Below are 11,856 nucleotides of genomic sequence, written 5' to 3'. Positions count from 1 at the left end.
GCGTATCGGCCCGCCCCTATCGTCCGTGTATCGATTTCCGCATACGCTGCGGCAACCCGGGCCCGCGTTGACTGGGGGCATGAACGCACAGATCATCACCCTCACCCTTGTCTCGGCCCTCGTCCTCGGCCTCACCGGCTGCGCCTCGACCGCACCCGTCGAGGAGGCTGCCGTGACCGTCCATGCCGGTGGTTCGGAGACCGACGGCGGGGCCCTTCCCGCGGCTGCGAGGATCGACGACGTCGACCTGCCGGGTATCGCGAACCTCGATGCGGACCTGCGCGCTGCGGTCAGGGACGCCGCCGCCGAGGCCCGCGAGGACGGTGTCGTCTTCACCGTCAACAGCGGATGGCGCTCAGCCTCCTACCAGCAGGGTCTCCTCGACGACGCGGTGAGCACGTACGGCTCGCGGACCGAAGCCGCCCGGTGGGTGGCCACCCCCGAGTCCTCACCGCACGTCACCGGCGACGCGGTCGACATCGGTCCCGTCGACGCCTCGAGCTGGCTCTCCCAGCACGGCGCGGACTTCGGACTGTGCCAGATCTACGGCAACGAGATCTGGCACTAAGAACTCCGCCCGGACGCCGCGACCTCCGGCTGCCCACAGCAGTACGCCGACCCGACCGAGGACCCGCGCATGCGACGGTGAGCTCACCCGCAGTCCGGGGCCTCGTCGCTGCCCTCGTACTCGACGGGCAGCTGTCCTGTGGCGCTGAGGTCGCCCTTGAGCCATTTCGCGACGGCCCCGAGCGCATACGGGTTCGAATCATAGGCCGTGACGGCGGACTTCGCAGGGGTGCCGCGCATCGTCCAGGGAGCGGCGGTGCCGACGGCCACCTCGGCGGAGGTGCCCGGGCTCAGGCTCACCGTCGTCCCCCCGCTGCCCACGCTCAGGCCCGCAGTCTCCGCGGCCCTGCGCAAGGCCGCCTTCTCCTTCTCGCTGCCGCCGACGATGGAGATCGCATCCGTGCCTGCGAACTCGCACTCGCCCTTGAGCACGGTGAGCGACTTCTCGGCGACCTCGGTGAGGACGGCCTCGGGATCGGCGGGGCTGGCGGCGGGGTCGTCCTGCTGCTGCGCTGCCGCGGTCGCGAGCTGCATCGCGACGACCCGTCGCGACTTCTCGACGAGGTCGTCGCGCTTGAGCGTCCCATCGCCGAGCGCCGCGGCGACCGCGTCCTGCGCGGCTGCCGCGTCAGGGGGCATGAGCGCGAGGTCGGCGCCGGCGGCGAGCGCGTTCACTGCCGCATCGCCGTTCGCGCTCTGTGTCACGGCCTCCATGTTGAGCGCGTCGGTGACGACGACGCCGTCGAAGCCGAGGTTCTCCCGCAGCGCCGTGTACGCCTTCGGGTTGAGGCTCGCGGGTGTCGTCTTCGCATCGGGCAGGCCGATGTGGCCCATCATCACCATGGGCACCCCCGCATCGACGGCCGACTGGAAGGGGAGGAGGTCGGAGTCCTCGAGTTCGTCGATCGACTTCTCCGACACCGGCAGACCCTCATGCGAGTCGACGGTGAGACGGCCGTGCCCGGGGAAGTGCTTCGCCGAGCTCGCCACCCCACCGGCGTCGTAGCCCTCGACGGCACGGGCGACCACCTCGGCGACGTCCTCGGCATCACCGCCGGCGGAGCGGACGTTGATGGCGACGTCCTTCGGTCCCACCGTGACATCGGAGTCCGGGGCGAAGTCGATCGTGAACCCGAGGTCTGAGAGGTTCTCCGCCTGCACCGTCGTCGCCGTCGTCGTCAGCTTCTCATCGTCCGCGGCGCCGAAGGCCATGAGCGGCGGGAACGGCAGGGCCGCGGTGCTCAGCCGGGAGACGGGCCCACCCTCCTGGTCGACGGCGATCGACACCGGCTGACCCTTCGTCCTCGCCCCGGCGATGGCCGTCGTCAGCTGCGTGACCTCCTCGGCGGTCGGAGTCTCGGAGAGGTTGTCCGCCATGACGATGACCCCGCCGAGGCTGTCCTTCTCCACCATGTCCACTGCGGTCTGCGGCCCCGTACCCGACCAGGTCCCGATGATGAGGGAGCCTGCGAGCTCGTTATCGGAGAAGGAGTCGACGATATCGGCGGCCTCGTCGGCGAAGTCGGCAGGAGTGGGGCTCGGGACGGCCTCGCTCGACGCAGGCGCGGACGTCCCCGAGCCCGCCGAAGGCTGCGTCCCTTCGTCCCCGGCCCCTCCCCCGCCGGCCGAGCAGCCGGTGAGGGTGAGGGCGAGTGCCGTGGTCAGAGCCGTCAGGCGCATGCGAGTTGGCATGCTCCCATGCTAGTCGGGGCGAAACACGTCCGTCTGCGAAGACCCCGCACGGACCAGTCGCCCTGCCCCACTAGAATCGGTCCATGGTCGATTTCGCTCACTCCGCCCGTTCCACCATCGGTGTCGAATGGGAACTCGCTCTGCTCGACGGTGAGAGCCTGGATCTCACGCCCGCAGCGGAGTCCCTCCTCGCCGACGTTGCCGAACGCGCTCCCGAGTTCGAGAAGCGGATCGTCGGCGAGATGCTCACGAACACGATCGAACTCGTCTCCGGTGTCCACACCACAGTCGCCGACGTCGCCGATGACCTCGCGACCTCGATGGGAGCGCTGCGCACGCTCACCGAGGCCCGCGGGATCGAGCTCATGTCGGCAGGCACCCACCCCTTCGCACAGTGGCAGATGCAGGAGGTCAGAGCGAAGGACCGTTACCTCGAACTCGTCGATCGCACCCAGTGGTGGGGCCGGAACATGCTCATCTTCGGCGTCCACGTCCACGTCGGCATCGACTCCCGGGACAAAGTGCTCCCGATCCTCAATGCGCTGCTCGCCTACGTTCCGCACCTCCAGGCGCTCAGCGCCTCCTCCCCGTTCTGGGGTGGGACGGACACCGGCTACGCCTCGAACCGCGCGATGATGTTCCAGCAGCTGCCGACCGCGGGCCTGCCCTTCCAGTTCGACTCGTGGGAGGCGTACGAGAAGTACGTCGCCGACATGCTCAAGACCGGCATCATCGACCACCTCAACGAGATCCGCTGGGACATCCGGCCGGCGCCGAACTGGGGCACCGTCGAGGTCCGCGTCTGCGACGGGCTGCCGACGATGGAGGAGATCACCGCGGTCACGGCGTTCATCCAGTGCCTCGTCGACGACTTCTCCGCCCGCCTCGACGCCGGGGAGACCCTGCCGACGATGCCCGACTGGTTCCATGACGAGAACAAATGGCGCGCCGCCCGCTACGGGATGGAGGCGATCATCATCGAGAACGCCGCCGCCGACGAGCGTCTCGTCACCGAATGCATCGCCGACGAGATCGAACGTCTCGCCCCCGTGGCCGAGCGTCTCGGCTGCTCCCGGGAGCTCGCCGGGGTCACCGACCTCATGGCCCGTGGTGTGCCCTATCAGCGTCTCGAGGACGTCTTCCACACAACGGGCTCGCTCACCGAGGTCACCCGGTCCCTCATCCGGGACCTGCGCACCTCGTACGTGTAGCGCTCAGTCCCGCAGGTGCGGGACCAGCAGCTCCTCGAGTTCGGGCAGGCTCGCGGCGACTCCGGGATGGAGGTCGAGATCGCGCAGCTCACCCAGCGGCACCCAGCGCAGCTCGATGCTCTCGGGGTCGCTGATGACCGGCTCGAGGGGACGCCGGGTGCGTGCGATGACCGTCGTGTACGTCCAGGTGTCGAGGTCGAGGACGTGGCAGTCGAGGATCTCGACGTCGTCCCCGTCCGGGTCGGGCACCCCGGCCTCTTCGAAGGACTCTCGGATCGCGGCGTCGATCGCCGCCTCGCCCATATCCCGCGCGCCGCCGGGGAAGCCCCACGTCCCGCCGGCGACCGACCACAGGGCCCGGTGCTGCATGAGCACCCCGCGCTCGGGGTCGACGAGCATGAGCCCGGCAGCTCCGTTGAGCCCCCAATGCCTCTCCCCGTCCGATCCGAGCGTCCAGCCGTCCCCGGAGCGCCGAGGCGGCAGGGAGTCCGGCAGGTGCCGCGAGCGAGCAGGTTCCTCCTCAGACGAGGACATCATCGACGTCCAGGGACGAGACGGCGGCGAGTCCGAGGTCGCTCGGTCCGGCACCGCGGGTGACGAGTTCGGCGCCGAGGGCTGCGACCATCGCACCGTTGTCCGTGCACAGGCTCAGCGGCGGCACCCGCAGGGTCACCCCCGCCTCGGCGCAGCGGGTCGCGAGCACCTCGCGCAGATGGGCGTTCGCGGCCACCCCTCCCCCGAGGACGACATGGTCGATGCCGGTGTCGGCCGCGGCGAGCAGGGTCTTGGTGACGAGGACGTCGACGACGGCGTCCTCGAACCCGGCGGCGATGTCGGCGACCCGCAGGTCGGTGCCGAGCGTCTCCGCCTTCGTCACTTCGCGCAGGGCGGCGGTCTTGAGCCCGGAGAAGGAGAAGCTGTACCGACGCTCGGGGTCGCGCAGGTCGCTCTTCTTCGCCAGCCCCCGGGGGAACCGCACGGCGCTCCGGTCCCCGGGCACCCCGGTGCCGTCGAGGAGGCCGAGCGCGGCCTTCGAGACGTTCGGTCCGCCCGGGTAGCTCAGGCCCAGCAGACGCGCGGTCTTGTCGAAGGCCTCACCGGCGGCATCGTCGATCGTCGCGCCGAGGAGCTCGATGTCGTCGACGATGTCGCCGATGCGCAGGATCTCGGTGTGCCCGCCGGAGACGAGGAGGGCGATCGTCGGAGTGGTCAGTCCGTCGATGTCATCGGCGACGAGGTCGACGGCGACGTGCGCGGCGAGATGGTTGACCCCGTAGAGCGGAAGTCCGAGGGCCGCCGCGAGTCCCTTCGCCGCGCCGACGCCGACCATGAGCGCCCCGGAGAGTCCGGGGCCGGCGGTGACGGCGACCGCGTCGAGCTCGGAGAGCTCGACCCCGGCCTCGTCGCACGCGGCGACGATCGCCGGGCCGATCGCCTGGACGTGGGCACGCGAGGCGACCTCGGGCACGACTCCTCCGAAGCGCACGTGCTCGTCCATCGACGAGGACACGGTGTTCGTCAGAAGCGTCCGGCCCCGGACGATCCCCACCCCCGTCTCATCGCACGAGGATTCGATGCCGAGGACGAGCGGGCCGCTCACCGCGGTCCCCCGTCGTCGCCGAGGTCGTCGTCGCCGAGCGCATCCTCGGCCTCATCGTCGACCTCGAGGTCGAGATCGGCGTAGACCGCCTCGAGGTCGTCCTCACTCGCCTCGGGGACGTCGAGGCCGAGGGTGCGGGCGAACATCCGCAGGTGCGTGTCCCACATCGGACCGAACTGCGCGGCCGCGCGCCTTGCCCTCTCCTCGTCGGCGGCCGACTGGGTGAAGACGAGCACGGTCCCCGCCGGCACGACCCCCATCGCGGAGACGGCGGCCGCCTCCGGGCCCGCCTCGACGGGCAGGTCGGGGTCGACCTCGACGGGCAGGAGCTGGATCCCGAGCACCCCGAAGTCGGGGAACTCGACGAGGACGTGCTCGTCTGCCTCACAGCTGAGGATCTCCCCGACGAGGGCGGAGTCCGCGGACTCGGTCCCCTCGAGTTCGAGGGTGACGGTGTCACCGTCGACGGTGAAAGGCGCGAACCACTCACCGGCGCGGGTCCCGTCGGTCAGTACCGCCCAGGTCGCATCCGGGGCCACGGACAGCGGCATCTCGATGACGAGGTCGGTGCCGTTCTCCCAGGTCACCAGGCGGGGTGCGGGAGTGCTCATGCTTCGGTCCATGCGGTGTTCAGCTCTTCCACCTCGGCATCGGTGAGGACGAGCTCGGTGCCGGCGAGGAGCTCGGTGAGCTGGTCGGGCACCCGCGCCGAGGCGATCGTGGCGGGGATGAAGTCGTGGCTGAGCTGCCATGCGATGGCCGTCGCCGTCATCGAGGTGTCGTGGCTGCTCGCGATGTCGTGGAGGACCTCGAGGGCCCGCAGCGCCGCCTGGTCGTCGAGGAGGTCGGTGACCCGGTCCCCGCGGACGCTGCCGGTGGCGTCTCCGCCCGTGTGCTTGCCGGTGAGGAAGCCCGAGGCGAGCGAGTGGTAGGGCAGTTCGGCGATGCCGCGCGAGCGCAGGTACTCCTGCTTCTCCGCGTCGACGGCCGCCCGGGAGACGAGGTTGAATCTGTCCTGGACGACCCGGTAGTGGGCCAGCGAGTACTTCTCGCTGATCTTCATCGCCGACTTCAGCCGCGCCAGGCTGAAGTTCGAGGCACCGACGTAGCTCACCTTGCCCGAACGCACGAGGGCGTCGAAGGTCTCGGCCACGGCGACCTGGTCGACCTTCTCGTCGTCGGTGTGCGCGTAGTAGAGGTCGACATGGTCGGTGCCGAGGCGCCGCAGAGAGGCGTCGAGCGCTTCGCGGATGTTCACCGGGTCGAGGCCCTTGTGCTTCGGGTGCATCCCGACCTTCGTCGCGATGACCATCTCGTCGCGGTTGCCGCGGGCGGCCATCCATTCGCCGATGATCGTCTCGGACTCTCCCCCGGTGTTGCCGTCGACCCACACCGAGTAGGCGTCGGCGGTGTCGATGAAGTTCCCGCCCGCCTCGGCGTAGGCATCGAGGACGGCGAAGCTCTCGTCGCGGTCGGCACCCCACCCGAACGGGTTCCCTCCGAGTTGGAGGGGGTGGACCATGAGATTCGTGTCAGCCAGTTGCACTCGTGTCATGTCTCCAGCCTACTCGCGGCGATAGAATCGGTGCACCGGGCCACAGTGAGGAGCCGCCATGTCCGAGACGCAGTTCTCCGCGCAGCTGCGGGAGGCCACCGCCGTCATCCACGACGATGTCGAGCACACCGACTTCATGGTCGATCTCATGGAGGGCAGGCTCGACGCCGAGGCGTATGCGACCCTGCTCACGCAGTACGAGGTCATCTACGCAGCCCTCGAGGATCGGGCCCGCATGTTCGCCGACGATCCCGTCTTCGCGCCCTTCCACGATCCCCGGCTGGAGAGGCACGAACGCATCGTCTCCGATCTCACGGCGCTGGGGTCGGGCGACATCGCCGTCACCGAGGCGGCCCTCGACTATGCGAGCCGGCTCGCGGCGATCGAGACCCCGGAGGCGATGATCGCCCACCATTACACGCGCTACCTGGGCGATCTCTCCGGCGGGCAGGCGATCGGCACGCTCATGGGCAGGCACTACGGGATCGGCGATGACGCCCTGACGATGTGGGACTTCTCGGACCTCGGGAAGACGAAGCCGTACAAGGACGCCTACCGGGCCCGACTCGACGAGGTCGCCGCCACCGGCGGTGACGAACAGGCGGTGACCGCCGAGACGCTCGATGCCTTCGCGCTCAACGGGACGCTGCTCGCCGAACTCACGGCCGCCCGCGAGCAGTCCGTCGCCTGAGGTGCCTCACCCGGGCTGAGCCTGGTCAGCGCACTTTGCGGCGCATGAGGACGGCATCGGCGCCGGGATAGTAGTCCGGCCGTCTCCCCCACTCCTCGAAGCCGAGGGACCGGTAGAGGCCGAGCGCAGGCGCATTGCCGTCGGCGACCTCGAGGTGGATGAGGCCCGCTCCTGCCTCGTCCGCCCAGTCGATGCCCGCGAGCAGCAGTGTGCGCCCCACTCCCCGGCCGCGGGCCGCCTCGGTGGTCGCGATCGTCATGACATCGGCCTCCGAGCCGACGGCGGACATGACGACCCATCCGGCGAGGTCACCCGTACCCTCGTCCCGGGCGACGAACATCGCCGTGCCCGGCTGGGCGGCGACGGCCCAGTAGTACGGGAGGGTCCATGCGGTGGCCCCGAAGATGCGCGCATCGGCCGCGGCGACCTCGCTCAGCTCCCACCACGGCAGTTCGCGCACGCTCACGGTCATCGCAGTGCCCCTACTTGAGCAGGGTCTGTCGGACGGGGGTCGCGGCGGCGTCGGGTTCGCGCAGGTACTCGGGGACCGGGTCGCCGAGTTCGCCGCCCGAACCGAGCACCCGGGCCGCGGCGAACGCGAGGTGCTCGGCCTTCGGGTCGACGATGTCGCTGTCCGTGGACTCGCCGATCGCCTCAGGGTAGAGGGCGAACCCGCGCCCGAACCGCTGCCCCACGGCCTCGGGGTCGATGTCGTGGGCGGCGAGTTCGGTCGCGAGCTCCGCGGGCTTCGCGACGAGCGGGCCTGAGAGCATCGTCTCCGCCGCTGCGTCCCACACACTCGCGTAGACCTCCTTGCGGCGGGCGTCGCCGGCGATGAGGACGAGCCCGGTGTCAGCACCGGGACGAGCGTCCCCGCGGGCGGCACGGGAGCGGCGGACCTCCTCGGCGATGGCCGTCTGGGAGAGGATCCCGCGCACGGGGATGTCGCGGGCCAGGCCGACGGCGATGCCCGCCGCGATGCCCACCCGCAGTCCCGTGAACGGTCCCGGGCCGGTGCCGGTGACGACGAGCTCGGGGACCTCCGGCCGCTCGAGGACGCGGGCGAGTGCGGGACCGATGAACTCGACGTGGTGGCGCTGGTCAGCCGCCTGTTCGGCGGCGAGGACCGCTCCGGTGGTCGTGTCGACGAGGGCGACCGAGGCCGCCTGCGAGGTGTCGATTCCGAGAATGATCATCCGTCGACCTCCGCATCGGGTCCGAGGCCCGTCCTCACCGCCGCCGTGAGCGCGCCGAGGCGGCCCTCCCAGTCCTGTCCGTGTCCGGTGATCTCGACGACGCGCTCCTCGTCGACGAGATACTCGTCGTCGGCGGGGTCCTCGTCGTCGAGGTCGGAGACGTCGTCTCCTCCGCCGTGGGTGATCGTCACCGACAGGTAGTCCTGGCTCAGCTGTTCGGCGAGTCCCTCGCCCCATTCGACGACGGTGATCGAGTCCTCGAGTTCGGAGTCGAGGTCGAGGTCGGAAAGCTCCTCGGCGGCGCCGAGACGGTAGGCGTCGACGTGGACGAGAGTCGGACCGCCGTGGCGTGAGGGGTGTTCGCGGGCGATGACGAAGGTCGGTGAGGTGATGCGGCCGCGCACCCCGAGCCCCCGGCCCAGTGCCTGTGTGAACGTCGTCTTCCCCGCACCGAGGTTGCCGGTGAGGATGAGAAGGTCACCGGCGCTCAGGTGGGCGGCGACCACCTCGGCGAGGGTGCGCATCTCATCGAGGCTGCGGATCCGGATCCTCATCGGGCCTCCGTGCTCGTCGGGTCGGCGGGCGCCCTGTCGCCGGGGTCGGCAGGGTCGGCGTCGATGAGGACCCGGTCGACGCGGGCGCTCAAGCGGGTGACGATCTCGTAGTTGATCGTCTCCGCCCAGTCCCCCCATTCGGCGGCGGACGGGCCGCCGGGACCGAAGAGGACGACCTCGTCGCCGATGGCGACCTCCGCGTCGCCGACGTCGACGATGAACTGGTCCATCGCGATGCGTCCGACGATGGGAAACCGCTGTCCGCGGATGCTCACCTCGGCGCGGTTCGACGCCGACCGGGGCACCCCGTCGCCGTATCCGCCGGGTACGAGCGCGAACCGGGTGTCCGCCTCGGCGGTGTACGTCAGTCCGTACGAGGCGCCGTGCCCGGCGGGGATGTGCTTGAGGTTGACGACCTCGGAGACGAGCCGCATGACGGGGGTGAGACCGAGGTCGCCCGGTTCGGCGTCGGCGAGCGGGGAGAGGCCGTAGAGGGCGAGTCCGACCCTGGCCGAGGTGCCCGGCACGGGCCTGAGCGTGAGTGCGGCCGGGGAGTTCGCGATGTGGACGTCGAGGTCGGAGGCCTCACCGAGGCGGCCGCCGGCTGACTCGAGGAGCGCGGTGAGCTCCCGACGGGCTGAGTCGAAGACCTCCTGCTGCTGCGCGGTCTCGGGGCGCTCGGGTTCGTCGGCGACGGCGAAGTGGCTCATGATCCCGGAGACGACGAACGGGGGCGCGTCCTCCTCGGCGCATGCCCGAAGCATGGTGAGGACGGCGGGAATGTCCTCGGGTGCGAGCCCGTTGCGCCCGAGCCCGCTGTCGATCTTGAAGTGGACGCGCGCCCGGATGCCCGTGGCTCGCGCGGCCGCGGCGACCCGATCGAGGGCACCGGGGGTCGAGACGCCGAGGGCGATGTCCGCACGCAGGGCCGCCTCGAGGTCGCTGCCGGGACCGTAGAGCCAGGCCATGATCTCGGCGTCGGCGCCGAGGAGGTCGCGCAGGGCGAGGGCCTCGGGCACGGTGGCGACGCAGAACTCGCGGAGACCTGCGGCGTGGAGGGTCGGGGCGACGAGGTCGACGCCGTGCCCGTAGGCGTCGGCCTTGACGACGCACTTGAGTCGGGCGGGGCTGACCGCCTCGGTGAGGGCGGCGGCGTTGGCCCGCAGCGCGGACGCGTCGATCTCAGCCCTGACGAGGGACATGTCGCGTGAGGTCACTGGACAAGGATACCGTCCGCGGCCCGGCCCGAGTGGACGAGGGCGGACGTCACCTGCCCGACGGCGGTGACGAGCTGTTCGGCGTTGATCGACAGGGACCCGGCGGCGTTGTGGAGGAGCACGCCGAGCCCCGCGGTGTGCGCGACCACGCGATCGGGCATCGGGCCGTCCTCGCCTCCGGTCCGCCGTTTCGCCTGCGCGGCGGCGAGCAGGGTGCCGATGATCCCGGTGAGCACGTCGCCGGAACCGGCGGTCGCGAGGCTCGCCGGGCCCGGAGCGGGCAGGACCGCGAAGCCGTCGGGGCACGCGATGACCGTCTGAGACCCCTTGAGGAGGACGATGTGCCCGGTGTCCGCGGCTGCGCGCCTGGCCCAGAGCAGCGGGTCGGCCGCGACCCGGCCTGCGGTGATGATCTCGCCGAGGAGGCGGCTGAGGAGGCGGGAGAGCTCACCGGCGTGCGGGGTGAGGACGACGGGTCGCCCGTGGAGCCGCCCCGCCGCTCCCGGCACCGGGGCCGCCTCGGCATGGCCGACCATCTCGATCGCTCCCGCGTCGAGGACGACGGGGACCGCGGTGCCGCCGATCGCTGCGAGCCCGGCCTCGATCGCCCCGGTCTCGGGGTCGCCGGAGCCGACGACGAGGGCATCGAGGCGGCCGGGACCGAGGACCACCTCGGCGTGGCGGTCGAGCACCCGCTCTCCGACATCGTGGGCGCCGAGGAAGCGGACCATGCCCGGGGCTGTGCCCACGGCGGCGCCGGTGGTGAGGACGCCGGCACCCGGGTACTCGCGCGAGCCGGCGACGACCCCGATCACCCCGCGGGAGTACTTGTGGGACTCCGGGCCGGGGCGCGGGAACTCGGTGTCGAGGTCGGCGGAGTCGAGGAGTTCGGCGACGGCGGCCTCGGCGGAGAGCCCGAGACCGATGTCGACGACGTGGACCGGCCCGGTGAACCTGGCTGAGCGGGGGTCGATGAGCTCGGCCTTGAGCCCGCCGAAGGTGAGCGTCGCATCAGCGTGGATCCGGGACTCGGGGCCCGCCGAGGCGGGATCGAGGTCCGAGGGCATGTCGACGGCGATGACGGTGCCCCCGTACTCGGACTCCCGCCAGTCGCGGATGAGGCGGGCGACGTGCGGGGGCAGCCCACGTCGACCGCCTGTGCCGAGGATGCCGTCGAGCACGAGGTCTGAGCGGGTGAGTTCGGTGAGCGCGGCGGTCCGTTGGGCCGCGTCCTGCCCGCTGTCGAGGTCGATGACGTCGGCGCCGGCGCGCACCGCCGCGGCGAGCCCGTCGCCGTGGGTGGTGCCGAAGAGGACGATGACGCCGACACGGGCCCCCAGGCGGGCCAGCGCCGCAGCGGCGAAGAGGGCGTCACCGGCGTTGTTGCCGGGGCCGGCGAGCACGCAGACCCGGGACCCCGTGACGAGTCCGCGCCGAGCACGGAGGACCTCACTGCAGAAGCGGGCCAGCGCCGCGGCGGCACGGGCCATGAGGGGTGCGCCCGCCTCGAGCAGAGGCACCTCGGCGTCGCGCACGGTCCGGCTCGGGTACGCGTAGGTCGGCATCGGATGCT

The 11,856-nt window shown here is 71.1% G+C and carries 13 protein-coding genes; 3 read left to right on the top strand and 10 right to left on the bottom strand.

Going from position 1 to position 11,856, the window contains the following annotated elements; genetic code table 11:
• Positions 1–79: 79 nt before the first annotated feature.
• Entirely contained in the window at positions 80–568 is a 489-nt protein-coding gene (locus BC102111_RS14050; protein WP_232252491.1) for a M15 family metallopeptidase, read from the top strand.
• A gap of 83 nt (positions 569–651) precedes the next feature.
• Here the strand turns inward: BC102111_RS14050 and BC102111_RS14045 are convergent, their stop codons facing one another.
• Positions 652–2,259 carry a glycoside hydrolase family 3 N-terminal domain-containing protein gene (locus tag BC102111_RS14045; RefSeq protein WP_232252492.1) on the bottom strand — a complete coding sequence of 536 codons (1,608 nt, stop codon included), beginning with the start codon at positions 2,257–2,259 and terminating at the stop codon, positions 652–654.
• 83 nt (positions 2,260–2,342) lie between these two features.
• Between BC102111_RS14045 and BC102111_RS14040 the strand changes: the two genes are divergently transcribed.
• Positions 2,343–3,470, top strand: a complete 1,128-nt coding sequence (locus BC102111_RS14040; protein ID WP_101624650.1) for a glutamate--cysteine ligase — start codon at positions 2,343–2,345, stop codon at positions 3,468–3,470.
• A 3-nt stretch (positions 3,471–3,473) separates the two neighbouring features.
• Here BC102111_RS14040 and BC102111_RS14035 read toward each other — a convergent pair whose 3' ends face one another.
• The 4 genes from BC102111_RS14035 to BC102111_RS14020 are packed head-to-tail and all read right to left on the bottom strand — an operon-like array spanning position 3,474 to position 6,625.
• The gene (locus BC102111_RS14035) at positions 3,474–4,004 is read right to left on the bottom strand and encodes an NUDIX domain-containing protein (protein WP_095376445.1); all 531 of its coding nucleotides are present in this window, start codon (positions 4,002–4,004) and stop codon (positions 3,474–3,476) included.
• Complete coding sequence (gene tsaD / locus BC102111_RS14030) at positions 3,991–5,070, bottom strand: tRNA (adenosine(37)-N6)-threonylcarbamoyltransferase complex transferase subunit TsaD (RefSeq protein ID WP_095376444.1); 1,080 nt, start codon at positions 5,068–5,070, stop codon at positions 3,991–3,993. The genes BC102111_RS14035 and tsaD overlap by 14 nt, the downstream gene beginning before the upstream one ends.
• Positions 5,067–5,681 (bottom strand): SRPBCC family protein, encoded by a 615-nt coding sequence (locus tag BC102111_RS17830; protein WP_095376443.1) that lies wholly within the window; start codon positions 5,679–5,681, stop codon positions 5,067–5,069. Before BC102111_RS17830 ends, tsaD begins: the two co-directional genes overlap by 4 nt.
• Positions 5,678–6,625 carry an aldo/keto reductase gene (locus BC102111_RS14020; protein WP_227007012.1) on the bottom strand — a complete coding sequence of 316 codons (948 nt, stop codon included), beginning with the start codon at positions 6,623–6,625 and terminating at the stop codon, positions 5,678–5,680. The genes BC102111_RS17830 and BC102111_RS14020 overlap by 4 nt, the downstream gene beginning before the upstream one ends.
• A gap of 58 nt (positions 6,626–6,683) precedes the next feature.
• Here BC102111_RS14020 and BC102111_RS14015 point away from each other — a divergent pair, with 58 nt between their 5' ends.
• Complete coding sequence (locus tag BC102111_RS14015) at positions 6,684–7,316, top strand: biliverdin-producing heme oxygenase (RefSeq protein ID WP_063249334.1); 633 nt, start codon at positions 6,684–6,686, stop codon at positions 7,314–7,316.
• Positions 7,317–7,341: 25 nt separating this feature from the next.
• On the opposite strand, the gene BC102111_RS14010 is transcribed toward BC102111_RS14015, so the two are convergent.
• The 5 genes from BC102111_RS14010 to BC102111_RS13990 are packed head-to-tail and all read right to left on the bottom strand — an operon-like array spanning position 7,342 to position 11,848.
• Positions 7,342–7,788 carry a GNAT family N-acetyltransferase gene (locus tag BC102111_RS14010; protein WP_095376441.1) on the bottom strand — a complete coding sequence of 149 codons (447 nt, stop codon included), beginning with the start codon at positions 7,786–7,788 and terminating at the stop codon, positions 7,342–7,344.
• A gap of 10 nt (positions 7,789–7,798) precedes the next feature.
• Complete coding sequence (gene tsaB / locus BC102111_RS14005) at positions 7,799–8,512, bottom strand: tRNA (adenosine(37)-N6)-threonylcarbamoyltransferase complex dimerization subunit type 1 TsaB (RefSeq protein ID WP_095376440.1); 714 nt, start codon at positions 8,510–8,512, stop codon at positions 7,799–7,801.
• Positions 8,509–9,066 (bottom strand): tRNA (adenosine(37)-N6)-threonylcarbamoyltransferase complex ATPase subunit type 1 TsaE, encoded by a 558-nt coding sequence (gene tsaE, locus BC102111_RS14000; protein ID WP_095376439.1) that lies wholly within the window; start codon positions 9,064–9,066, stop codon positions 8,509–8,511. The genes tsaB and tsaE overlap by 4 nt, the downstream gene beginning before the upstream one ends.
• Entirely contained in the window at positions 9,063–10,283 is a 1,221-nt protein-coding gene (alr, locus tag BC102111_RS13995) for an alanine racemase (protein ID WP_101624649.1), read from the bottom strand. Before alr ends, tsaE begins: the two co-directional genes overlap by 4 nt.
• Positions 10,280–11,848 (bottom strand): bifunctional ADP-dependent NAD(P)H-hydrate dehydratase/NAD(P)H-hydrate epimerase, encoded by a 1,569-nt coding sequence (locus BC102111_RS13990; protein WP_095376437.1) that lies wholly within the window; start codon positions 11,846–11,848, stop codon positions 10,280–10,282. The genes alr and BC102111_RS13990 overlap by 4 nt, the downstream gene beginning before the upstream one ends.
• Positions 11,849–11,856 lie beyond the last annotated feature (8 nt).

Source organism: Brevibacterium casei CIP 102111 (genome assembly GCF_900169275.1).
Lineage (GTDB): Bacteria > Actinomycetota > Actinomycetes > Actinomycetales > Brevibacteriaceae > Brevibacterium > Brevibacterium casei.
This window is presented reverse-complemented; position numbering and strand designations above follow the sequence as displayed.

Coding starts and splice junctions, on each gene's coding strand:
- tsaE (WP_095376439.1), bottom strand. CDS start 9,066: ATGAGGATCCGGATCCGCAGCCTCGATGAGATGCGCACCCTCGCCGAG.
- BC102111_RS13990 (WP_095376437.1), bottom strand. CDS start 11,848: ATGCCGACCTACGCGTACCCGAGCCGGACCGTGCGCGACGCCGAGGTG.
- BC102111_RS14020 (WP_227007012.1), bottom strand. CDS start 6,625: ATGACACGAGTGCAACTGGCTGACACGAATCTCATGGTCCACCCCCTC.
- BC102111_RS14035 (WP_095376445.1), bottom strand. CDS start 4,004: ATGTCCTCGTCTGAGGAGGAACCTGCTCGCTCGCGGCACCTGCCGGAC.
- BC102111_RS14045 (WP_232252492.1), bottom strand. CDS start 2,259: ATGCCAACTCGCATGCGCCTGACGGCTCTGACCACGGCACTCGCCCTC.
- BC102111_RS17830 (WP_095376443.1), bottom strand. CDS start 5,681: ATGAGCACTCCCGCACCCCGCCTGGTGACCTGGGAGAACGGCACCGAC.
- BC102111_RS14010 (WP_095376441.1), bottom strand. CDS start 7,788: ATGACCGTGAGCGTGCGCGAACTGCCGTGGTGGGAGCTGAGCGAGGTC.
- tsaB (WP_095376440.1), bottom strand. CDS start 8,512: ATGATCATTCTCGGAATCGACACCTCGCAGGCGGCCTCGGTCGCCCTC.
- BC102111_RS14050 (WP_232252491.1), top strand. CDS start 80: ATGAACGCACAGATCATCACCCTCACCCTTGTCTCGGCCCTCGTCCTC.
- BC102111_RS14015 (WP_063249334.1), top strand. CDS start 6,684: ATGTCCGAGACGCAGTTCTCCGCGCAGCTGCGGGAGGCCACCGCCGTC.
- BC102111_RS14040 (WP_101624650.1), top strand. CDS start 2,343: ATGGTCGATTTCGCTCACTCCGCCCGTTCCACCATCGGTGTCGAATGG.